The 22,913-nt window shown below is 40.4% G+C and carries 20 protein-coding genes; 11 read left to right on the top strand and 9 right to left on the bottom strand.

Annotated features, from left to right (window positions below; translation table 11 throughout):
- The first annotated feature begins 155 nt into the window (after nucleotides 1-155).
- Nucleotides 156-683: a hypothetical protein gene (locus tag HGR01_RS16205; RefSeq protein WP_263420024.1), complete on the top strand. Its 528-nt coding sequence runs from the start codon at nucleotides 156-158 to the stop codon at nucleotides 681-683.
- A gap of 42 nt (nucleotides 684-725) precedes the next feature.
- On the opposite strand, the gene HGR01_RS16200 is transcribed toward HGR01_RS16205, so the two are convergent.
- Nucleotides 726-905, bottom strand: coding sequence for a DUF3368 domain-containing protein (locus HGR01_RS16200; protein ID WP_228045585.1), 180 nt, complete (start codon nucleotides 903-905; stop codon nucleotides 726-728).
- A 248-nt stretch (nucleotides 906-1,153) separates the two neighbouring features.
- Between HGR01_RS16200 and HGR01_RS16195 the strand changes: the two genes are divergently transcribed.
- The 3 genes from HGR01_RS16195 to HGR01_RS16185 all read left to right on the top strand — a co-directional run bounded on the left by HGR01_RS16195 (nucleotide 1,154) and on the right by HGR01_RS16185 (nucleotide 3,798).
- Nucleotides 1,154-2,092, top strand: a complete 939-nt coding sequence (locus tag HGR01_RS16195; RefSeq protein WP_235623054.1) for an ABC transporter substrate-binding protein — start codon at nucleotides 1,154-1,156, stop codon at nucleotides 2,090-2,092.
- Nucleotides 2,093-2,095: 3 nt separating this feature from the next.
- Nucleotides 2,096-2,908: an ABC transporter ATP-binding protein gene (locus HGR01_RS16190; RefSeq protein ID WP_045870852.1), complete on the top strand. Its 813-nt coding sequence runs from the start codon at nucleotides 2,096-2,098 to the stop codon at nucleotides 2,906-2,908.
- 77 nt (nucleotides 2,909-2,985) lie between these two features.
- The gene (locus HGR01_RS16185) at nucleotides 2,986-3,798 is read left to right on the top strand and encodes an ABC transporter permease (protein ID WP_045870851.1); all 813 of its coding nucleotides are present in this window, start codon (nucleotides 2,986-2,988) and stop codon (nucleotides 3,796-3,798) included.
- Nucleotides 3,799-3,838: 40 nt separating this feature from the next.
- On the opposite strand, the gene HGR01_RS16180 is transcribed toward HGR01_RS16185, so the two are convergent.
- Both HGR01_RS16180 and HGR01_RS16175 read right to left on the bottom strand, forming a co-directional pair.
- On the bottom strand, nucleotides 3,839-5,530 hold the full coding sequence (locus HGR01_RS16180) for a serine/threonine-protein kinase (protein WP_045870850.1): 1,692 nt from the start codon (nucleotides 5,528-5,530) through the stop codon (nucleotides 3,839-3,841).
- 138 nt (nucleotides 5,531-5,668) lie between these two features.
- The gene (locus tag HGR01_RS16175; protein ID WP_045870982.1) at nucleotides 5,669-6,511 is read right to left on the bottom strand and encodes an alpha/beta fold hydrolase; all 843 of its coding nucleotides are present in this window, start codon (nucleotides 6,509-6,511) and stop codon (nucleotides 5,669-5,671) included.
- 307 nt (nucleotides 6,512-6,818) lie between these two features.
- Here HGR01_RS16175 and HGR01_RS16170 point away from each other — a divergent pair, with 307 nt between their 5' ends.
- Entirely contained in the window at nucleotides 6,819-7,013 is a 195-nt protein-coding gene (locus HGR01_RS16170) for a type II toxin-antitoxin system HicB family antitoxin (RefSeq protein ID WP_045870849.1), read from the top strand.
- A 71-nt stretch (nucleotides 7,014-7,084) separates the two neighbouring features.
- On the opposite strand, the gene HGR01_RS16165 is transcribed toward HGR01_RS16170, so the two are convergent.
- Genes HGR01_RS16165 through HGR01_RS16155 form a run of 3 tightly spaced genes read right to left on the bottom strand, consistent with a single transcriptional unit; the run spans nucleotide 7,085 to nucleotide 9,763 of the window.
- Complete coding sequence (locus tag HGR01_RS16165) at nucleotides 7,085-7,936, bottom strand: D-alanyl-D-alanine carboxypeptidase family protein (protein ID WP_045870848.1); 852 nt, start codon at nucleotides 7,934-7,936, stop codon at nucleotides 7,085-7,087.
- Between the two features lie 7 nt (nucleotides 7,937-7,943).
- A complete protein-coding gene (locus HGR01_RS16160; RefSeq protein ID WP_045870847.1) occupies nucleotides 7,944-8,633 on the bottom strand; it encodes a hypothetical protein in 690 nt (229 codons plus the stop codon).
- Complete coding sequence (locus HGR01_RS16155) at nucleotides 8,630-9,763, bottom strand: AAA family ATPase (protein ID WP_045870846.1); 1,134 nt, start codon at nucleotides 9,761-9,763, stop codon at nucleotides 8,630-8,632. The genes HGR01_RS16160 and HGR01_RS16155 overlap by 4 nt, the downstream gene beginning before the upstream one ends.
- A gap of 248 nt (nucleotides 9,764-10,011) precedes the next feature.
- Between HGR01_RS16155 and mnmG the strand changes: the two genes are divergently transcribed.
- Complete coding sequence (gene mnmG, locus HGR01_RS16150) at nucleotides 10,012-11,955, top strand: tRNA uridine-5-carboxymethylaminomethyl(34) synthesis enzyme MnmG (RefSeq protein WP_045870845.1); 1,944 nt, start codon at nucleotides 10,012-10,014, stop codon at nucleotides 11,953-11,955.
- Nucleotides 11,956-12,164: 209 nt separating this feature from the next.
- Nucleotides 12,165-13,454, top strand: coding sequence for a hypothetical protein (locus tag HGR01_RS16145; protein WP_045870844.1), 1,290 nt, complete (start codon nucleotides 12,165-12,167; stop codon nucleotides 13,452-13,454).
- A gap of 943 nt (nucleotides 13,455-14,397) precedes the next feature.
- Here HGR01_RS16145 and HGR01_RS16140 read toward each other — a convergent pair.
- From HGR01_RS16140 to HGR01_RS16130, 3 genes are all read right to left on the bottom strand, one after another.
- On the bottom strand, nucleotides 14,398-15,528 hold the full coding sequence (locus tag HGR01_RS16140; protein ID WP_045870981.1) for a BMP family ABC transporter substrate-binding protein: 1,131 nt from the start codon (nucleotides 15,526-15,528) through the stop codon (nucleotides 14,398-14,400).
- A 282-nt stretch (nucleotides 15,529-15,810) separates the two neighbouring features.
- The gene (locus HGR01_RS16135) at nucleotides 15,811-16,182 is read right to left on the bottom strand and encodes a sulfite exporter TauE/SafE family protein (protein WP_045870843.1); all 372 of its coding nucleotides are present in this window, start codon (nucleotides 16,180-16,182) and stop codon (nucleotides 15,811-15,813) included.
- A gap of 263 nt (nucleotides 16,183-16,445) precedes the next feature.
- The gene (locus HGR01_RS16130; RefSeq protein WP_045870980.1) at nucleotides 16,446-17,411 is read right to left on the bottom strand and encodes an acetamidase/formamidase family protein; all 966 of its coding nucleotides are present in this window, start codon (nucleotides 17,409-17,411) and stop codon (nucleotides 16,446-16,448) included.
- A 685-nt stretch (nucleotides 17,412-18,096) separates the two neighbouring features.
- Between HGR01_RS16130 and HGR01_RS16125 the strand changes: the two genes are divergently transcribed.
- From HGR01_RS16125 to HGR01_RS16110, 4 genes are all read left to right on the top strand, one after another.
- A complete protein-coding gene (locus HGR01_RS16125) occupies nucleotides 18,097-18,486 on the top strand; it encodes a hypothetical protein (protein WP_045870842.1) in 390 nt (129 codons plus the stop codon).
- Nucleotides 18,487-18,779: 293 nt separating this feature from the next.
- Entirely contained in the window at nucleotides 18,780-19,301 is a 522-nt protein-coding gene (locus HGR01_RS16120; RefSeq protein ID WP_045870841.1) for a Ycf51 family protein, read from the top strand.
- Between the two features lie 959 nt (nucleotides 19,302-20,260).
- Nucleotides 20,261-21,451: an iron-containing alcohol dehydrogenase family protein gene (locus HGR01_RS16115; protein ID WP_045870839.1), complete on the top strand. Its 1,191-nt coding sequence runs from the start codon at nucleotides 20,261-20,263 to the stop codon at nucleotides 21,449-21,451.
- Nucleotides 21,448-22,632, top strand: a complete 1,185-nt coding sequence (locus HGR01_RS16110; protein WP_045870838.1) for an aspartate aminotransferase — start codon at nucleotides 21,448-21,450, stop codon at nucleotides 22,630-22,632. Before HGR01_RS16115 ends, HGR01_RS16110 begins: the two co-directional genes overlap by 4 nt.
- The last annotated feature ends 281 nt before the right edge of the window (nucleotides 22,633-22,913 follow it).

The raw sequence follows: 22,913 nt of genomic DNA, 5'->3' as shown, positions 1-22,913 counted from the left end.
GCCACATTTTAGCCTTGCCACGCCAGTAGGGTGTGTTACGCCGTAGGCTAACGCACCTTGAGTTGTTGATGGTGTCGGGGTGCAGCGCTTGGCGACAACACACCCTACGTTTGCTGAATGTTAACTCATTGGTTGTGAAGGAACCGATGTTCTGTATGAATGAGCGCTCATTGATAGACAACCCGATCACGTTGGTTGTGAAGGAACCGATGTTCTGTATGAATGAGCGCTCATTGATAGACAACCCGATCACGTTGGTTATGAAGGAACCGATGTTCTGTATGGATGAGCGCTCATTGATAGACAACCCGATCACGTTGGTTGTGAAGGAACCGATGTTCTGTATGAATGAGCGCTCATTGATAGACAACCCGATCACGTTGGTTGTGAAGGAACCGATGTTCTGTATGAATGAGCGCTCATTGATAGACAACCCGATCACGTTGGTTGTGAAGGAACCGATGTTCTGTATGAATGAGCGCTCATTGATAGACAACCCGATCACGTTGGTTATGAAGGAACCGATGTTCTCTATGGATGAGCGCTCATTGATAGACAACCCGATCACGTTGGTTATGAAGGAACCGATGTTCTCTATGGATGAGGTAACTTTGCTCAGGAAAGCTGATTTAGCAACTGCACTAGTAAATAAATATTGCTTCACCAAGAGTAATTGCACTTAACATTATTGTCATTAACTACTCATCAACAAGTCTCAGCGCTGACTATACAACTTGTGTACTAACTCTAAAACCAACTTGAACTAGTTGCTCAAAAATCGGTCTAGCGGCTGCTAGCTTACTTTCCCGTTTAGCAAGTAAAATCACACCCAGAGTTCCCCTCACGGGAATTCCTAAAGCAAGTGCTGCGGTTTTAGCAGCGCGATCGTCTAAAATTGACAGCATAATCATGTCAAAATGCTAGAAAAATAGCCAATTAGGAGAAAAATGCTAGCCATTGTTAAACGAAAAATCTCCTGAGAAGCATTAGCAGAGGCAATATCTTCTCTTGATCTACCAAAAAAATCTCAAATCCGAGAGCTAATTGAGCAACAAATTATTGAACAAACTGCATAAATCTATAGAAATCAGGACAGATGATAATCTTCAATAAATTCAAAAAGTGGTATTCATTAATTGGATTATCACTATTGGTGTTTGTATTTGTAGCTTGTACCTCTGCTAATCAAACTACTTCACAAACACCAGCAACAGTCACCATTGCCTATCAACCGGGAATTAATTACGCTAACCTCCTAATTGTTAAGCAACAGCAAACTTTAGAAAAACAATTCCCTAAGACACAGTTTGCCTGGAAAGAATTATCGAATGGTGCAGCTATTAGGGATGGCATTATTGCTAATCAAATACAAGTTGGCGCTAGTGGTATTGGCGCTTTTCTTGTAGGGTGGGATAAAGGTGTAGGCTGGAAAATCTTAACTTCACTGAGCCATAGTGAGTTTTGGTTAGTCACCAAGAATAATAATATTAAAAGTATCAAAGATTTCCAACCCGGAATGAAAATTGGTTTACCATCTCTAGATAGAATACAAGCGATGGTGGTGCGAAAGCTGGCACAACAAGAATTAGGAAATCCTACAGCGCTAGATAACAACCTACAAGTAATTGCTCATCCTTTAGGATTACAATCTCTACTCAACGGTCAAATAGATGCTCATTTTACCTCACCACCTTTTCAATTTCAGGAAGTTGATCAAGGAGGTAGAGTGCTAATTAAAAGTTCAGATATATTTGGCAAGACTAGCGTTGCTAGCTTATTTGCTACGGAAAAATTCTACAATCAATACCCTGAGTTTAATAAGGCTTTGTATAATGCCATAGCCAACGCTACTAAACTTTTAAATGACAAGCCTGATGAAGCCGCAAAAATTCTCTCGCAGATAGATGGCGGTAAGGTATCAGATGCACAATATCAAAAATGGCTGAAGAATAAAGCAGTCGCCTACGGTACAGAGCCAAAAGCTTTTCTTAAATATGCCGCATTTATGCAGGAAATCGGGATGCTAAATAAGCAGCCAAAATCAATTGATGAATTAACTTTACCGACACTTAAAGGTGCTGGAGGAGATTAATTTGTGGCAAATTTAGACTCGTTAATTGCAGCCGAAAATGTGCATATTAGCTACAACGATAGTAAGCAGAAATTTACAGCTGTACAAGATGTTAGCTTTAGTGTGAAATCAGGAGAAAAGTTTGCCATTATTGGCCCCTCTGGTTGTGGAAAGAGTACGCTGTTAAAAGCGATCGCAGGTTTTGTACCTGTCACTAGTGGCGAATTATTAATCGCAGGTAAGCGCATCACCACACCCAGTCCCGAGAGAATGATTGTTTTTCAAGACTTTGAACAGCTTTTACCTTGGCAAACTGTATTGCAAAATGTAGTTTATGCGTTGGAAACGACAAATAAAGCCAGAGGTAAAACCGCCATTGCTGAAGCTTGCAGATATCTGGAATTAGTGGGAGTTTCCGCAGCTAGGGATAAATATCCGCATCAACTCTCAGGTGGGATGAAACAACGAGTGGCGATCGCGCGCGCCTTGGCTGTTAAACCCCAAGTTTTGCTCATGGATGAACCATTTGCAGCACTCGATGCTTTAACCCGTACTCAACTGCAATATGAACTCAATAATATTTGGCACAGTACAGGGGTAACTTTGATTTTAATCACCCATTCCATAGAAGAAGCCATCTTCCTAGGACATCAAGTTGCAGTGATGACACCTGTACCCGGAACCGTGAAAGAAATTGTAGATACATCCCAAATAGAAGACATTAATAGCAATCAATTTACCGAAATTGCTACCTATTTACGCAGCTTACTCACAACTGATTCCTATTCGCCCCAGGAGGGGATGGGGAAGGGGACAAGGAGAATAAATAATTTTTGACTCTTGTACAGACGCGATTAATCGCGTCTCTCCAACTCAGCACTACCCCTTCCCCCTTCTCCATTTCCCCTTCCCCCATGAAATTGACACCTCGCACAGCCAAAAAATATACCTCTCTCATCACCAACCGCACCTTCAGACGTGTGGGAATTTTTTGCTTGCTGATTATACTTTGGCAAGTATATGTATCGGTTAGTCAAGTTCCCGCCTTACTGATTCCCACTCCCTTATCAGTATTACAAGTATTAATACAGGATTTGTTGAGTCAAAAATTACTGCAATCAACACTCAGTACCTTATCAATATTATGTACTGGGATGCTAGCGGGTGTAATTTTGGGTACAGGTTTAGCAGCTTTCGCCAAAGTTTCCCGCTTTGGTCAAGATTTACTCGTAGTGCTGAGTTCCATGTTCAACCCCTTACCTGCGATCGCAATTTTACCTCTAGTAATCATTTGGTTTGGGTTCACTCCCCTATCAATTATTGTCGTTACTGCCCATGCTACAACTTGGCCGATCGCTCTCAATACGGAAACAGGATTAAGCACCATTAATCCTACAGTCTTGATGGTGGGGAAAAACCTGGGACTCAAAGGGTTTCGATTGGTGCGAGAAATTATGCTCCCGGCTGCATTACCTCACATTTTAACGGGGTGGAAAACTGCTTGGGCCTTTGGCTGGCGCACTGTAATTGCGGCGGAGTTAGTCTTTGGTACAGGGGGAGCCGCTGGGGGTTTGGGATGGCATATTAACTATAGTCGTTATTTTCTGCAAACGGATCGTGTATTTGCTGGGTTAGTCGTAATTGCGAGTTTAGGTTTAGCTGTGAATTACCTTTTCCACTTAATTGAGTTGAGAACTGTGGATAAATGGGGAATGAAACACAGTTAACAATTCGGAGGATGCGTTAGCTTTTTGCTAACGCATTCTACTATAAATTATTCGGTATTGTCTTAAACTTCTGGGGCGAACCTAAAGAATAATCTTCTAATTTAAAATCAGCAAAAGGCTTCTTCTCTAATCTATTCCTCAAAGCTTCATCCAGAATTACACCATCTGATTTCTGCTTTACCCCAATAATAATAATACTTCTTTGATATGCAGTTAAATCTTGATTTACCTGACAATCACTGCGCTGAAATTGTCCCAAATTTAATAAGCGATAATTTTTAACAGTACCGCTAAATAATTTTTTCGCTAAAAGTTGGATTTGTTTAGAACGTTCTAAAGCCCTACTTTGTTCAGTGGCAACATCACCCTCGCAAGAAGCTGTACCTACAGAGATTATCTCTGTGGGATTTTCCATAATTCTCTGTATACCCTCTTGCTCTAAATTTAACTTTAAAACTTCTAGGCTAATAATACTATCGTTATATTTAATTTGAAAATTACTGCCTAACAACCACTTATATTCAACTGATAACACTGCAATATTAAATTCTGCTGCTCTCCCTTTACTATCCCTACCTTCCTCATAAGGAAAATAATCTACCTTCCCTTTTCGTTCCGGTGCTTGTCCATAATTAGGAATAAAATTCAGTTTTAAATTTCCTAGAATTAAAGCTAGCACCCACAGCAATCCCAAGGAAGCAATTAGTGCAGCAATTAATGCCAAAAGATGCGGTCTGGGTTTAGCTAATAAAGTTTTACTAGTTGGTGAATATGGCTGTTCAATTTGGACGTTATGCCCTAGATTTACTGTTGAATTTGCATTTATTTGTTTTTCAATTTCCTCTAAACGCTGTAAAATCTCTTGGGCATTGGCGGGACGCTTTTCTATCTCTGGTGACATCAACCAATCAATTAAATTTAACAGTAATGTTGAGATATGATTAGCACGATTGCGCCAGTGCAAAACATTATGCTGAATATCATACATATCTAAGGGATGGTATCCCGTCAATAAAAATACAAAGGTGCGTCCTAAAGCAAAAAAATCTGATTGCGGTACAGCTTCACCATGCAGTTGTTCTGGGGCGCTATAACCAGATGACATAATTGCATTTACACCAGTTAAAGACTTGGCTAATTCTTTAGCTGTGCCAAAATCAATTAAAAATAAATCTCCGCCATCTTCCTGAGTCTGGTTCTCTGGAGAATTACGAATCATAATATTACATGGCTTAATATCTCGATGCAGGTATTGTTTACCATGTAATACCACTAAAATTTCTAGCAACTGTTTCAACCAAGCTATAGCTTGTGTTTGAGATATAGGAACATTATCATGCTGTTTAAGCCATTGCTCTAAATTAATCCCGTTAATTTGTTCCATTACCAAGCAATGTAACAGCAAACCATCTCTGGTTTTATATTGAAAGTAGCCATCAACCTTCGGTATACCAGGATGATTTAATTGTCCCAATACAGCTACTTCTTGCTGAAATAATTCTACTATCTTCGGGTCAGCACCAAGATTTGCTTGTAGTACCTTAATGATTTTAGGTGTATCTTTTTCGTATGCTTCATAAACCTTACTAAAGCCAGAGTTATCGCATATCAGCCGCATTACCCGATAGCGTTCCAGCAAGTCCAACTGAGAACCACAATTTTGACAAAAGCGATATTCCTGCGGGCCTGATTGATGAGGTTGAGTACAAGCGGGATTAATACAAAGGCTCATGACTGGCTAGTAGGTAATATAAGGATAAAGGATGAAAAAAGAAAAATTAGAAATGACTTCCAGAGTTTTCTTCATCCTTCATATTTAATAATTACAGGTAACTTTGAGAGTTCCCGTCCAATGATTCTAAGATTTATCTCATTGCTGCTGTTTTAAGAAAGCTTCCACAGTTCGGTTAAATTCTTCTGGTTTTGTCAAGAATGGCCAATGATTACCAGGAACTTGGCAGAGACTTAAGTTTTTGAGATAGGTTTTGTAGGGTTTAAGTTGCCATTCTTGACGGTTGACACCTTTTTGTGGTTGCACAAACAGAGTTGGGAGATAAACAGGTTCTATTAACCCAGGTACGCGCATCACATCTTCAAAAATGCCATCGCGGGCAGCTATAGTAAATTTGCTACCCCAACTACCATCGGGTTTTTGTTCAACTCCGGCTTGAAAAACCTGCTGATGTAAGGAAGTCCAGCCTTGATACTGGCTTAACTGCTGCGCTTGCTTTTCAGCTTCCTCATAACTCACGAAGGGGCCCATACTTTTGAGAAAAGGTAACACACGGTACAAAAGTGGAAATGTCAACTTGAAGAAGTTGGGCATTTTCCAAATGAAAATCGGATCTACCAGAATCATGCTGCGTAGACGTTCTGGATGCTGTCTCGCCCAAATTGCAGCTAACTTACCTGTCCACGAATGACTAACAACATGGGCACTAGACCATCCTAAATGATCCATGAGTACTTCTAAATCCGCGATCGCACTCTCAAAAGAGTAATCTAATAGAGATTCCGGCTTGCTGCTTTCGCCATGACCGCGCATATCTGGCGCAACTATATGATAATCTGCTGCCAGATCATCCCCTAAGCTAGACCACACAAGGGCATGGTCACCTAGGCCGTGTAACAGTAGTAAGGGTATTTCACCTTGGTGCCATTCTAAGTAAGACAGTTGTAAGTCTGGCTGGGATAAGGTTTGACGTACAGGCATCATTACATATCTACCCATAGATAGAGCTTCGCGCTTATATGTTATCGCGAAAAGAAAAATGCCTGCACTTTTAGGCAAGGGAACAGGGAATAGGGAATAGGAAACAAGTACAGAGACTTTAGCCCTGTTAAGTAATGGTCTATGGATAATTGTCAGTTCAATCTTTTCCGATTAAATTAAGATTTGTGTCAACAAATTCTCAATTTTGGCTATATAACTTTATATTTTCAATTTGTGCAGTATCAAATGATCAATTTTTGTTTAATTTAACGAGATAAAATGTCAGGCAAAAGTGGTTATCTTAGATATGCGTTATAAAGTAAAGTTAAATAAAACTCATATAGGATATGCTATTTGGTGTCCTGCGTTACCAGGATGCTGGACTTTGGGAGAAACTGAAGAAGAGGCTTTAGAAAATATCAAACATGCAATTAAAGCCTATCTAGAAACTATGGATGAAGTAAATCAAAATGCTGAATTACGTTATGTAGAAGTGAGATGATTGTAATTGCTGCGTAGTTGCCTGATAGTATTGACCTTAATTCTTGACGCTTCACTCTGGATTTTTATTACTTAAATCGGCGTAATCCAATAGGTAATTCCCCTCACGACTTGTTTTTTAAATCCAAACACAGGTAATTCAGCTTCAGTTAAACCTAAATAAGTCCAATGAGGAATATCATTTTCTACGGTTTGGAACCAGCCATTTTGATTTAAAGCTTGTCTTTGCTTGGGATGAGAAACACGTAAATCTATAGCTAATCCCCACAGATGTTGTGATGATCCTGGCGGTGCAACTACTCCCAAGATAGCGGTTTCTTTACCTTGGCGGACTTTATCTAAAATTCTACTGTTAGCATATTTGTTCCAAAATCTTAAATTGGTGGTAAAAGTGCGAGTACAATCACCGCTACCATAACCTGATTTGAGGGGAATATTTTGTAACGTTCGTGCTTTATTAAAAGCTAATCCGGCTGATTGCTGTAAATAACAATCCTTAGTACCATTAACTTTCACCATTTCTAAAGTAGATTGAAATTCTTTGGTTTCTTGCTCATTGGCAAATAGAACCTTTGGCGGTAATTTGGTTTCTGCTTTTTGATTAATAAATGGCGCACCATATTTACGCAGCAATATATATTCAAAAGTTCCAGGTTGGGGAATTGTCGGTAATTTAATGGCAATTGTAGTTAAAAAACGCTGTTGCTCGTTTAGTTGAGGATCAGGCGTAAATGGCGTAATGGGAGTTTCTGAGGTTGTGGGGTCTGGTGTAATACATGGTGTGGAAATACTAGTTAAGCAACTGTTAAACTGTGCAGTATTAATCACTGTTTGGTGATGCACAATTCCATTACTGGCGGCTAAAATAAAAGTCAAAGCGAAAGTAATTATATATAAGGCTGATTTTCGTAATAGTGGTTGCATTAATAGGTTAATTGGATATCTTTAATCTAATAGTATTGCAAAACTCTATAAATGTTTGAAAACTTGGCAGATGTTGGTTTTGATCCTTAATTCTCTTTAATAATTGCTCGATATAGTATGGTTTTAACACATCTCCTGGGTTTTTCTTAGAGTAATTAATATTTTTTGCCTTAAATAATTCTTTTAAATAAGCTGCATGGAACTGAGCATGAGTATTAAAATCTGGATATTTATCCATTAACTCTGGACAGTTAACAGAGACATCATAATACCGAACAAAATCTAGTAAAGGTCTATCTTGCGGCTGTCTCGAGTAAATGTTTCGGTTTCCAAGAAACCATGTTTCAAAACATCTATTTTGGACTATTATTACAAGCTCAATATTTCCCAGTTTAATTTTCTCAGATGAGATAAACTCATAAATTTCATTTTGTATCTCCCCAACTGTATTTTCATCTGCATCTAAACATACTACAAGATAGTTATAATTTCCCTGGTCTTGAACATCTGCGATCGCATTAGGTAAATGCTCATAAATTATTGAAGGATAACCTTCTGCACTAAATAAATAGTAATTGTTTTTCTCAACTTCATCGTAATTTTTAACTTGTTTGAGTTCTGGTAAAAGATAAGCTAGCCAAGCAGGATAAACTTTTCTTTCTGTTCTTTTCCCCTCAACAAGAAAGTAAAGATTCATCTGACGGCTATTCCTTCCTTATAATCATCAAGATTAATCAGTTGCATAAATGCCTGATGTCTAGATTTACCAAGATTGAAGTCTTTAGCGTCTCTTGCTTTTACAATACCGCCTCTACGAGTTACGATTTTCCAGTGTTCCATGCCAATTTTATTAATTATATAAGGATGATGACTGGTGATAATAAATTGTAATTTCTTATTTTCTAATAAAAGTTCTGTGACAATATCAATACAATTAACTCCTAAACTATTTTCAAATTCATCAATTAAGATAACTGTGCCTTCAGCAGATAAATATAGTTCGCTAATATGCATCAATGTTCTGAACATACCTGAAGAAATTTGGTTTTGATTAATCCAATTTTTAACTTCTTTTTCTTTAATTTTAACAAAAGGATATTCTGTTAAAAGTGCAGGTAATTCCTCATATTCATCAGGCTCTAATTTTATATCTTCAACTTGAACGAAAATGTCTATAAACTTCTGTTTTATTTGATTAAAAACTTCAGGATAGTTATTATAAACTAATGCCAATTTAATCTGAATTGGTAAATCACTTTCTTGAATCTTATCTAAAGAGAGATTTGCATATTTTTTAGCTATAGGAACATATTTAATAAAATGAACTCCATCAACAGAACTTGACTGATCACTATATATTATTTTATCAAACTCATTCTTAACAGGTGCAATGTCTTCTTCTTCACTTAAGATATCTACTATACTTTGAAATGGCGATAGCTTAGGTAAAATTTTATCTTTAAATTTAATGTTTTTAGAATCTCTTTCTACAATTATCTGATCATCCTTCTTTAAAACTTCGTTAATAATTCTAAATTTATCTTTATTGTTTTCTTCACCTTTAATCATAATTCTAGCAACTTTCTTTGTTTCAAATTCACCACTCCAAGAATAACCAATAGAATCTTTAGTAGTAAACTCAACATTCCATTTAATTCCATTGAAGGAAGCACCTTGTGCTATATTTTGTAGAAAAACAATTGATTTCAGTATTTGAGTCTTGCCAACACCAGATATACCTACCAGAAGGGTTAAATCAGAAAAATAAATAGGTTCAAATTGCCACTCAAGCTCACGATCATAATAAGCGATCTGATTAATTTTCATATTGATAATTGATGCAGCGATGAAACTAAAATTAATTTTTCTCGTTTATTTTAACTTAAATCAAGCATAAGCTATTACAACATTACACAATACGATAGATTTGATAGACATTAAAATTAGCTCAAGCAAATTTTATTGATTGAGAAAATATAGTTATTCTCATAACAATTTACTACTAGTAGGACATCCATGAAATTACGGTATCAGTTAAAATTGAACATAACTCTCAGTTTGTTGACCTTGTAAGTATGACCATGCACAATTCCATTGAATTTCAAGACGCTTTTGATGTTATTGTCGTCGGTGCAGGTCACGCCGGTTGTGAAGCAGCCCTTGCTACTGCCCGCCTCGGTTGTCGCACTCTGCTGTTGACGCTGAATTTAGATAAAATTGCTTGGCAACCATGTAATCCCGCAGTAGGCGGCCCAGCTAAATCTCAATTAACCCATGAAGTTGATGCTTTGGGTGGAGAAATTGGCAAAATGGCCGATCGCACCTATTTGCAAAAGCGGATTCTCAATTCTTCACGCGGCCCGGCTGTGTGGGCTTTACGCGCGCAGACGGATAAGCGAGAATACGCAGCCGTGATGAAAGCAATTGTCGAGAATCAAGAGAACTTAATCATCCGTGAGGGGATGGCTACAGACTTGGTGTTAGGCGCTAATGATGAAGTGGTTGGCGTTGAAACTTACTTCGGTGTGGCGTTCCAATGTAAAGCTGTGATATTGACTACTGGTACTTTCTTAGGTGGTCGGATTTGGGTGGGTAACAAATCGATGGCGGCGGGACGTGCTGGGGAATTTGCGGCTGAGGGCTTAACACAAACTTTAAATAAACTAGGATTTGAAACTGGCAGACTCAAGACTGGTACGCCAGCAAGGGTAGATAAGCGATCGGTAGACTACAGTAAAATGACTCTCCAGCCTGGGGATGAAGAGGTGCGCTGGTTTAGCTTTGACCCGGAAGTTTGGGTAGAACGGGAACAAATGCCTTGTTATATTACCCGCACCACACCAGAAACTCATCGCTTAATTCAAGAGAATTTGCACCTCTCCCCTGTTTATGGTGGTTGGGTAGAAGCGAAGGGGCCCCGCTATTGTCCCAGTATTGAAGATAAAATCGTGCGCTTTGCTGATAAGGAAAGCCATCAAATATTTATTGAACCCGAAGGTAGAGACATTCCCGAACTATATATTCAGGGGTTTTCCACAGGGTTACCAGAAAATCTGCAAATCCAAATGCTGCGGAGTCTCCCCGGTTTAGAAAACTGTGCGATGCTGCGTCCGGCTTATGCGGTGGAATATGACTATTTACCTGCAACGCAGTGTTATCCCACACTAATGACCAAGAAAATTGAGGGACTCTTTTGTGCAGGACAGATTAACGGTACCACCGGTTATGAAGAAGCCGCAGCCCAAGGCTTTGTCGCAGGTGTAAACGCCGCCAGATTTGCACGCGATCGCGAAATGATTGTCTTCCCCCGTGAGCAAAGTTACATAGGAACTTTAGTAGATGACCTTTGTACCAAAGATTTACGTGAACCTTACCGTATGCTCACTAGTCGTTCAGAGTACCGTTTAATACTACGCTCTGATAACGCCGACCAGCGATTAACACCCTTGGGTAGAGAAATTGGCTTAATAGACGATCGCCGTTGGGATATGTTTACCCGCAAACAAGCCCAAATCATTGCCGAAAAAGAACGGCTACACGCCACCCGCGTCAAAGAACATGATGAAATTGGCAAAGCGATCGCAGCTGATACCCAACAAGCAATTAAAGGTTCAATCACCCTCGCTGACTTACTCCGCCGTCCGGGATTCCATTACGTCAAGCTCGAACAATATGGACTAGGTAACACGGAACTCAACCAATTTGAGAAAGAAGGGGCAGAAATTGACATTAAATATGCTGGCTACCTAGCGCGACAACAAAATCAGATTGACCAAATTGCCCGTCAAGCACACCGCCAACTGCCTGCTGATTTAGATTATTCAACAATTGATACATTGTCTAAAGAAGCGCGGGAAAAGTTAAGTAAAGTAAAACCGCTCACCATCGGTCAAGCGGCACGGATTGGGGGCGTGAACCCAGCAGATATTAATGCTTTATTAATATATCTAGAATTACGCAAAACAAAGAGCCAGTCAGAGTTTCCAGCATTGGTTTCAAAAAAACTTCATGAAGCTTGAGTATAGTAGTAGGGAAGAGATTGGTATGATAGATGACATGAATTAAGAACTGGCATCATCAGCAGTCTCTAGATTGTCAGTTGAATTTAATACCAGCAAGCAATCAGCCTGTCTAATATAGACAGGAGGTTGGATATTTAACCAAAATCTCTATCCCCAGGCAGTAGAGGCGGCTTCTCCCCGCCCTCGCAGCTACCATCACAAAGCCTATGTTAAAAGAAGCCAGCACCCGTTTCATTATTCCGGAAGCGTCAGATGAGTTAATCTCCAATGAACCTTGGACGATTGAAGTTTATGCTGATGGCTTGATGGATGAACTATTTGCCGATATCGACAATGTTCTGGATTATAGCGGTAGTTTTCCTACCCAAACTGTGAATGTACAATATATTCCTGTACAGACAGTAAGAATGCCAGAGATTGTCTTACCAGATGATCTACACCAAAATATCCAGGGAGTGTCTCAAATTAGAGACAACCCAGTGAGAAAGACTGTAATTGAAAATGCTCCTCGCAAAGCAGTTACCCGCAAAATTAAAAAAAGCAGAAAGCCTTTTGCTACCTTGCTGATTGTCGGCACAACAATTGTTGGTGTAGCGATCGCGGGGATTCTGTTTTTGCTCAACTCCAAAGCCTTCACCTTCCCGGTTGTCCCCAACTTAGCTACCAATCTTCAGATTGCACCCCGTGCTGTACCGCAAAAAGTTGATGTGCAAGCTGAGTTAGTTGACTATATGCTAGGTGCATTATCAGTCATCGATCAGCAAGAGAACAGAAACAATCAAAGCTACGCCACCCCAGGAATTGCTAATCCCAAACCAGCAGCTGTAGCAGTAGCTAATGATGCCAGAAATGTGGTCTTACCACAGCCTTTGACAGCGAATAATACACCACCAGCACCAGTCCGTTCAACAAACGTTGTTGAGCGCATATATATCCCCGTTTATCAAGCGCCTTCCCCAATGCGCTATACACCACCACTGCTGCCAGGTATTCCCAAAACCATATCATCAGTAGGTGCTGCATCTCGGCTCAATCCGGTGAAAAAAGCCTTAAATTCGCCTCGCAAACCAGCCAAGCCGGTGAGCGTTAATATGTATGCTGCTGCTGTGCGTCCAGATCTCAAAGCTGTGGGTGTACGAACTGCACCACTTGTCGTCAAGCAATCATCAAATTTACTACCAACATTACCAGTAGCATCATTCCGCGTTGCACCACCACAATTGCCCACAGCTACAGCACCCGCATCTGCTGCATCCCAGCACCAAGTTGTAGCCACAGTTCCAGAAGTTTATGCTCCGACTCAAACTTTAGAAGGAATACTAGAGTTAGGCAACAAATCTGCGGCTTTGTTCAAAATCGACGGTGTCAGCCACCGCGTTGTTGTTGGTGAAAGCATCGGCTCCAGTGGTTGGACACTAGTAGATGTGAATAATGGTGAAGCGATCGTGCGGCGTAATGGCGAAGTACGTTCAATTTATACAGGACAAAGCTTGTAAAACCTGTCAATCCTGTAAAACATTTATTCTTATCCTCAGACATGAGGTTAATAGTTGACAAAAATCTAGGACTGAAAAATTGACCGAAACATATGAATTACCATAGGTAGGGCTAATGCCTTACCTACTTAGTTTTGGGCCTGTACCATCGAACCACAAAGTAACGAGCAAAACTTGTGGTACTTAGGCATCAGCCAATAATTTGGTTACTTATATTCACTCATTTATTTTTGCCAGAATATATAAACTCTGACTTATTTGACTAATAATACAGTAAATACCCTGATTTGGATAGTAGGGGTCTAACACCTCATTAACTATGCTCAGTTAGGGAAATCAGTATTACTCTCTAGGGTGGAGAGTGAGAAGGTTCTTGTCAGAGTGTTACAAAATTATTTTGCGTAAATCTGCGGTTAACAGACAAGACGCTTGGGTTAAGCTCATTAGCGATTGATTTGTCACTTTTATTAAAGAAGCCAGCATAATTGGGGGATTCTCCCCCAAACCCCCGATTGGGTGACGGTTGCGTCCCCCAAACCCCCTCCAAAATTATTGTTCGGTTTTTGGTTGAGTAATACCATTTCTCTTAATTCAGGCTACAGATAATTCTCCCCCTGCTCCCTGCTCCCTGCCCCCCTACTGCCTATGTGTAGCGATATTTTGGAGAATTGTATAATACAATTTTAAAAAAGAATGTGGCAGATTGTAGGGGCACGCATTGCCGTGCCCTCTAAAATATATTGATGTGTCGCAAACATGATTTGAATTGGTATAACTAGTTTTTTGGTTTTGTTATCAATTAATTTTCTTAACTGAACTGTATTTTGGTTAAAAGAATGCACCAAAGAATTGGGTGATTCAACTATAGAAGCGAAGATGATGGGGTTCTTCTCCCTTTGCTCTTCTAACTACACAGCGATAGTATATTTTCTAGTTGGAGTCCTTAAGGAATTGACCCTTCAATTCCCTGAACATACCAATCCATTTTCTCTTGTAGTTGATCGTCAAGCGCTTTACCTTTGGGTACGCGTACAACTCCCTTTTGGTCTTTGATTGGGCCATCAAAAGGATGGGCTGTACCTTGAATAAACTGTTCGCGCTTGGCGTTGACTAATTGCTGAACATCGCTAGGAATCGCCTGATTCATAGGGGAAATATCTACCATACCTTGAGCAATACCACTCCAAGTCTGTTGTGGCTTCCAGGTATTATTCATCACAGCTAAGGCTGTATCTATATAAAATTTTCCCCATTTATTAATTGCTGATGTTAGGTGTGCTTTCGCACCAAAGCTGCTCATGTCACTGTTGTAACCAAAAGCATAAATACCTTTGGCTGCGGCTAATTGCATAGCAGCAGTCGAGTCAGTATGCTGTGTCAGTACATCTGCACCTAAATTAATCAAAGCTTGGGCTGTTTCCCTTTCTTTCGCAGGGTGATACCAATTTTGCACCCATAACACTCTCACTTTTGCTTGGGGATTAGTGGTTCGCAATCCTAGCGTAAATGCATTTATCCCGCGAATGACTTCAGGAATAGGGTATGCGCCAATAAAACCAATGATATTTGATTTGGTCATTTTGCCGGCAATCATACCGGTTAAGTAGCGAGGTTCTTCAAAGCGTCCGGAGTAAGTGCCGACATTGGCAGCCAGTTGAGAACCTGTACAATGCTCAAAGATGACTTGGGGAAATTCCTTAGCTACTTTCATTGTGGCGTTCATGTAGCTTAAGGAAGTTGTAAAAATTAATTTGCTACCATCTACTGCTAACTGGCGAATTACCCTTTCTGCATCAGCTTCACTGACATTTTCAATAAAAGTAGTTTTCACCTTATCCTGAAGATTCGCTTCCATTTCTCTACGACCTAAATCGTGAGCATAAGTCCAGCCAAAATCGCCTACAGGCCCTAAATAAACAAACCCCACCTTTAGCGGTTCGTTGACTACTACAGGTGAGGCTGTTGGGGTGACATCGCTTTGCAATTGGGAATTTCTTCTACCTTGAATACAGCTAGTCAAGGCAAAGCTAGACCCCGCTAAAGTTACATATTTGAGAAAATTCCGACGATCCATTGTAGGTAATTGAAATTCAACCAAAGTTAAAGGCAGCCAGATTAGTGGTCTACCTACAGGCATTCAAGAATCAACAGTCAAGAGTTATCTAAATTACAGATAACGATATAAGCAGCCTAGCACCGTGATTTACTGATGATAGCAATTACCTAGCCAAGTATGCGATCGCGCTTCCTATATTAATCGGTAATGGGTCATGGGTCAGATTTTTTTTTGCAATTACCAATTCCCAATTCCCAATTCCCAAATTCAGACAAAATAACTAACAACTTGGTATATTCTTCAGTTATTCCATAAATAGCGAGCGCCTAAAAGTAGTAAAAAGATACCATACAACTTCTTCATTGTCTCGCTACTAATAAAAGGCTGATTGGCAAACAATGCCCCAAATAAATTGCCGATTACTAAACCGACTGCAATAATCACAGCATATTTAATATTTAGTTGACCATTGCGATAGTAAACTGCTGCTCCTAAAATCCCAATTGGTAAAATTTGTGCAGCAATGGAAGTACCTGTGGCAAATTTTTGATCCAATCCTATCAGTAATACCATTGCTGGTACCATAATTGCCCCACCACCAATTCCAAACATCCCGCCAGCAATGCCAGCAACTAAACCAATTAGCAACATTTGAATGAGAATATTAGACATAATCAATGGTCTTTGAATTTTAATTGCAATCTGTTAGTTTTCATTGGTAAGCAATTTTTCTGGCACTGCTCACCATTTGATATTTCTGGGTTTTGGACAAATATTAGACAATATCTATACCAATACTTGTCAGTTAAGGGCAAAAGGGGAAGGGGAAAAGGGGCAAGAAAAAAACTTTAACCCTTCCCCTTTCACCTTTTCCCCAAGCTAAATTCCAAGTTGAAAATCCTTAACCGAGCAGTATTGATATCTATGCTACTTATTTACCAATTGATTTTATGAGAAAAAATTGCTTTCGGTAGCATTCCATGCACGCCTTTTTGAGGGCTGTTGACAACTTGGGTAATGCGAAAATTCACGGCTAAACTACATAATACATACGCTTCTTCGGGCGACAAATTTGTAAAGCGCTCCAAGAAATCAATCATATTTTTCAAGGCTAATTCTAAGGCGGCATCTAAGGTTTCACCAAAACCCATTGTGATGATATCAGTAAGAGTTTCTGCGATTGGTGTTGTGAAATGCAAATCTTTACGTAAAGTGAGCTTAATTTTACCGTTCATCGAAGTTTCAATAGCAGTAACATTAACTTCACCATCTCCCTGGGCAGCATGACCATCACCAATAGAAAATAAAGCACCTGGAACAAAAATTGGCAAAAATATCCGAGAATCTGCTTGTAGTTCCCGGTTATCAATATTACCGCCGTAATAGCCTGGTGGAATAGAAATTCGAGATGTTTCGGGAGTTGCAACACCAAGGATACCAAAAAAGGGTTTGAGAGGAATTTTGATGCCGCTATTTGTAGGAAATTCTGCAATCTTGTTTTCTAAATCGAGGGGAATAAATCTTAAAGCAGGCTGAGGAAAGATTTCGGGTAAAGCGCCCCAACCTTGACGAATGGCGTTGAAGCCTACAGGTAAACTGGGTGCGATCGCAGTTAATTCTACTTCCAAAACATCCCCAGGTTCTGCATCGCGCACATAAATCGGCCCAGTGAGTAAATGCGGCCCGCCAGCAATTTTGCGTTCCGGCGCTAAATTTTGGCAAATATCAAGAAATTCTGGTGTGAGAAACTCAGGTGGCGCTTTGTCGGACACATAATAACCACTGTAAGTTTCTACCTCAATCGTGTCACCTGAATTAATAGTGATTGCTGGTGCTAGTAAATGAGAAAAACCACCGAGATGTACTGTATCTTTGGTTGCTTTTAAAATGTGATGTGTCATCTGAGCATCATTGATATTGAAAAAATCTTGGCAACACATCAATTCTCTGTAGAGACGCGAAGCTTTACGCCTCTACACAGCTGTTGCTTGAGTTATTGTCAAAATTGCTTATTTTTAAGAATAGAGGTAAAACTTAAAAGCTAAACTGGGTTTCACCGCAATACTTGTCGTTTAAGGGGAAAAGGGAAAGAAAAAACCTTTAACCCTTCACCTTTAACCTTTTCCCCAAAACCTATTTTGAGTTCAAAACGCTATCCCTTGTAGTATTGGGTTTCACCCTGCTAGGCTACAACCCCTAATAGGCGATCGCATCATAGGGATTGAGGAATTCACAATCATAATGATTTCATCCTTTGCCTTTGTTATTTTCCTGTGTATTACTGATTCTCTATCTTCATAAATAAATCTCCAAATAAAATAGGATTCCTATATATCAAAACTTACATATTTTCCGTGTATACACCGCAGTCACTTATAACTTGTTTTTAATAATATAAACATATTCACGTCTGTGAGTGTGGCTAATTAAAGTTAGTCACTGTTGCTGATTGTTGGGAAGGTGTAAGGACAACCCTTCTGGGGGTTTTCCTGCATGACGGGCATCTCCAAGAGATGCCCTTTTTTATGTATGTTCTTACTCATCAAATTATCAAGAATATATCATTAAAAAACTCAGGATTTTTCCATGAAATCATGCTCTTCAGAGTGGGGAATTTTCACATCTTCTCTGGGTTTATTAACGCTCAGTTATGTCATATCTATGCCTGCTAAAGCGGCGATTGTTTGTGAAACTGGTACTATTAATAATTACTCTAATGGTTCATTGGCAACTTGTATTCTGAGCCACGATATAAATTTACAAATCTCCAATTCTCGCACAGGCGGATCAAATTTTTCTTGTAAAGCCAAAAGTTACATCTTTTTTGATGAAAAAGGACAGTTAAAAAGTTGCCAGCTTGCAGAGGAAATAAAAATTATTCAAGGTAATTTGGTAGAAACTTGCCCAGCAGAATACAGGGTAGATATTGCAATTGCTCAGGATGGTAGTTTAGCAATTGATTGTCAGCGTTATTAATAAGCTGTTACGCATTCAAATTGTATATTTTGCACTCAGGTTGTCAAAAGTCAAGAGTCCAGAGTCAAAGGCTAGCTTGGACTTTGGACTCTTGACCCTTGACAGTCCTAACGCCAGAATATTTGATTTATGTGCGTATCAGCTTAGAAAAATTCATCTCATAACTTATCAGACTAGCAAACAATCTCAAATTAGCATGATTAACCATTGAGAACTCAGCAAGTTGATGGTGTAAGCACTCGGTAGAATGGTTTTGTCTGTAATCAAAAATTCATGCCTCCGTAGCCAAGCTTATGCTCACAACAGCTGATTTTCTTCAATATACCCAATGGTCAGGGATTGCCACGTTGGTATTTGCTGCCTTAGCAGTCCTGAGTTTTATTTTCAAATGGGGTATCCGCTTTCGGCTGGTGGGTACAACTGGCTTTATGCTAGTGGTCACAGCTGGTTTATTTGCACTTTCATTAGTACCTTTAAGTCGGACTGTGATTCCTGGTGCAGTCCGCTACTCTCTGGTTTATGACAATGGTTCCACACAAGCCGTAATTGCCATCACACCCCAAATTACCACCTCAGAATTAGATGCAACTTTGCGTCAAGCGGCTAGTAATCTCTATTCTTATGGACGTTTAGGCACTAAGGTTGACAGTCAGATGACGATTCGTGCCCGGACTTTGACCCACCCAGAACCAGGGTTAACTGTACCTGTATACTTGGGTCAGGTGAAGCGATCGCTAGTTAGTCGCGATGACTCTAATATCACTGTGGAACTTTACCCAGAAAAATTTGCTCAGTTGCCAAAGCCTACAGCTTAGAAATGTTGGCAATACCAGATCAAGTCTAACAAAAAGCATTTTTTAGGCTTCAAGTTCCATTTCAATCTTGGCAATACATTAATCATCTTGAGGGGCACAAAACTTTGCGCCCCTATTCATGTAGCGATCGCATTCTCTGTTTCCTAAATTGTCTGGGATTGTGTTGTTTACACTAGTTAAGCAATCAATATTCTCCCACCCAAAGATTGATATTTTTGATGTAGGGCAAGGTTTTTGCAGAAATATTTAGCTTGATTGAGTAAGTATATTCTTGTAAACAAAAGTCATCTTTTCGGTTATCAGGAAAACATAGTTTTTTTTGTATTTCAGTATACAATAATGATTTTTTTTAGTTTAAGATATTAACTTAGCAATTCCAGTAATTAGAAAAAGTTAATCAACCTGTCGGCAATCGGTGGTGGTGGGAGGAAAAATTATAGGACTTACCCAAGTGCCACATTTTTTTCGTTTAGGCTGTCCAGAGTCCAGAGTCAAAAGTCCAAAAAACTTGAATTTTTGACCCTTGAACGCCACTTGCTCTACTTGGGGAAACCCCAAGACCGCAGTGGCTCCCCTTGACTGTTGACTCTTAAACCAGAAGATTAGTGTACCAGTTGCGTAAGTCCTGAAAATTATTGGCTGTTCCTCAAAGCCCAAACCCGAATGCCCAAAGACTTTTCCTCAGTATCTGGGAGTGGTATTGTTAATTAACTATACGGTTATTCAAAACTTTGATAGTTCGGAATTTCAGGATAATGGGCAATATAGAATTAAGCCAGACTGTCAAACTGCTTCACCAGTTGGCAATCAGCTTAGTTGATGTCATTCCCCAATTTTATTAGTTGAGTCATCAGAATTGCTGATAGTGGCAAACAGCTTAACTTATAACTATCCGGCATCATCATCTATTTGCACTTTTAAGTTGTTAAGAAATATCAAGGTTTTGGCAAACTAGTTATATGCCCAATCAAATTTCTACTCAGACCTTGTCTACTCAAACACCTAGTTCATTATTGACGCTGGCGATCGCGCCAGCAAAAGTAATTCGTGGTTCCAGCATATTGCAGACGGCATCAGCAGAGATTGCGCGTTTGGGGAGTCGTCCCTTAATTGTGGCGGGAAAGCAAACTCTGGCGATTACTAAAGAGAGTTTGCAGCCAATTTTAGAACAGCAAAAATTAGATATCGCTGCAGCTGACTATGGTGCAGATTGCTGTGAAGCTAGCTTGCAATCTTTGCGGAAAGCAGCAAAAGCACATAAAGCTGATTTGATTATCGGTGTTGGTGGTGGTAAAGCACTGGATACAGCGAAGTTAGTAGCCCATCAGTTGCAATTACCAGTAGTGACAATTCCCACCTCTGCGGCTACCTGTGCAGCTTGGTCTGCCCTGTCGAATGTGTATTCTGAGGATGGGGCGTTTCTTTATGATGTGGCGCTATCTCGCTGTCCCGATTTGTTAATCCTGGATTACGACTTGATTCAAACCGCACCACAGCATACCTTAGTAGCGGGAATTGGAGATGCGATCGCCAAGTGGTACGAAGCGTCAGTTAGTAGTGGACATTCCCAACAAACTTTAATTATTGGTGCTGTGCAACAAGCACGAGTTTTGCGCGATATTTTATTGCAAAAGTCAGTCGCCGCCTTGCAAGCGCCAGGTAGTGAAGATTGGCAAGCAGTCGTAGATGCTTCAGTATTGATGGCTGGGGTAGTTGGTGGACTAGGAGGCGCACAATGCCGTACTGTTGCTGCCCATGCAGTGCATAATGGTTTAACTCACATTGCGGGACATAGCAGTATTCACGGTGAAAAAGTTGCCTATGGCATCTTAGTACAACTACGTTTAGAAGAAATGGTACAAGGCAATCAACTAGCAGCCACATCCAGACAACAGCTAGTGAAATTCTATGCAGAGATTGGATTGCCACAAAAATTGAGTGATTTGGGATTGGGCAACATTACCCTAGCTGAACTGCAAACTGCTGCGGAAATCGCCCTCAATCCAAATTCCGATATCCATCGACTACCGTTTAAAGTAGCGCTGGAACAGTTAATGGCGGCGATGGTTTCTACCACTGCACCAGTAGATAGTCGAGATGCGACAAATCGCGTCTCAGTCAGGGGTATCAGTGACGAGGTTGAGCAATGAGTTTGGATTGGATTGTCCCAGCAGAACGTATACAGAAACTACCACCTTATGTATTTGCTCGTCTAGATGAGCTAAAAGCAAAGGCGAGGGAACAAGGGTTAGATTTGATTGATTTGGGCATGGGAAACCCAGATGGCCCGACACCGCAACCGGTGGTAGAAGCGGCAATGGCAGCTTTGCAAAATCCCGCCAATCATGGCTATCCGCCATTTGAAGGGACTGCAAATTTCCGTCGTGCCATTACCAATTGGTACAATCGCCGTTACGGTGTCACTCTCGATCCCGATAGTGAAGCTTTGCCCCTCCTGGGTTCCAAAGAAGGATTAGCTCATTTAGCGATCGCCTACATCAACCCTGGTGATATCGTTCTGGTACCATCTCCTGCTTATCCCGCCCATTTTCGCGGCCCGGTAATCGCTGGCGGGCAAGTTTATAGCTTGATTCTCAAGCCAGAAAACGACTGGTTAATTGATTTAGGGGCAATTCCCGATGAAGTGGCACAAAAAGCCAAAATCCTCTATTTCAACTATCCCAGCAATCCCACCGCCGCCACCGCACCTCGGGAATTTTTTGAAGAAATCGTTGCCTTTGCGAGGAAACATGAAATTCTTTTAGTGCATGATTTGTGTTATGCCGAGTTAGCATTTGATGGTTATCAACCCACTAGCTTATTAGAAATTCCCGGCGCAAAAGAAATTGGTGTAGAGTTTCACACCTTATCCAAAACCTACAATATGGCAGGTTGGCGTGTTGGGTTTGTGGTGGGGAATCGCCATGTCATCCAAGGTTTGCGGACTTTAAAAACCAATTTGGACTATGGGATTTTTGCTGCCTTACAAACAGCCGCAGAAACCGCCTTGCAACTGCCAGATGTATATTTGCATGAAGTCCAGCAACGCTACCGCACTCGTCGCGATTTCCTGATTGAAGGATTAGGCAAGTTAGGTTGGGATATTCCCAAAACTAAAGCCACAATGTATCTCTGGGTGAAATGTCCTGTAGGCGTTGGTTCTACAGATTTTGCCCTAGATGTCTTGCAACAAACCGGCGTTGTCGTCACTCCCGGTAATGCCTTTGGCGTTGCTGGCGAAGGATATGTCAGGATAAGTTTAATTGCAGATTGCGATCGCTTGGGCGAAGTTCTGCACAGATTTAAACAAGCTGGTATCCATTATCAGTAATAGACCTCTTGCATGAATCTTTGCCCTCACCCTAAATCCCTCTCCCAAGCATGGGAGAGGGACTTTGATATCGGCTCCCCTTCTCCCAATTTCGGGAGAAGGGGCTCTCGGATGAGGGTAAGTTTTGTATTCGTGCAAGAAGTCTAATGAGTGCTGAGTTGCAGAGACGCGCTAACCCTGTCTGTAGAAGAGTGTTGAGTGCTAAATTACCAATACAGACAATACCTTCGCCAACAGTTTTACTAAATTAGCGAAGGTATTGATTTAATAAATAGACTAGT

Source organism: Tolypothrix sp. PCC 7712, assembly GCF_025860405.1.
In the GTDB taxonomy this organism is placed as follows: Bacteria; Cyanobacteriota; Cyanobacteriia; order Cyanobacteriales; family Nostocaceae; genus Aulosira; species Aulosira diplosiphon.
Note: the sequence above shows the minus strand (reverse complement) of the source record. Positions and strands in the feature narration are given on the sequence as shown.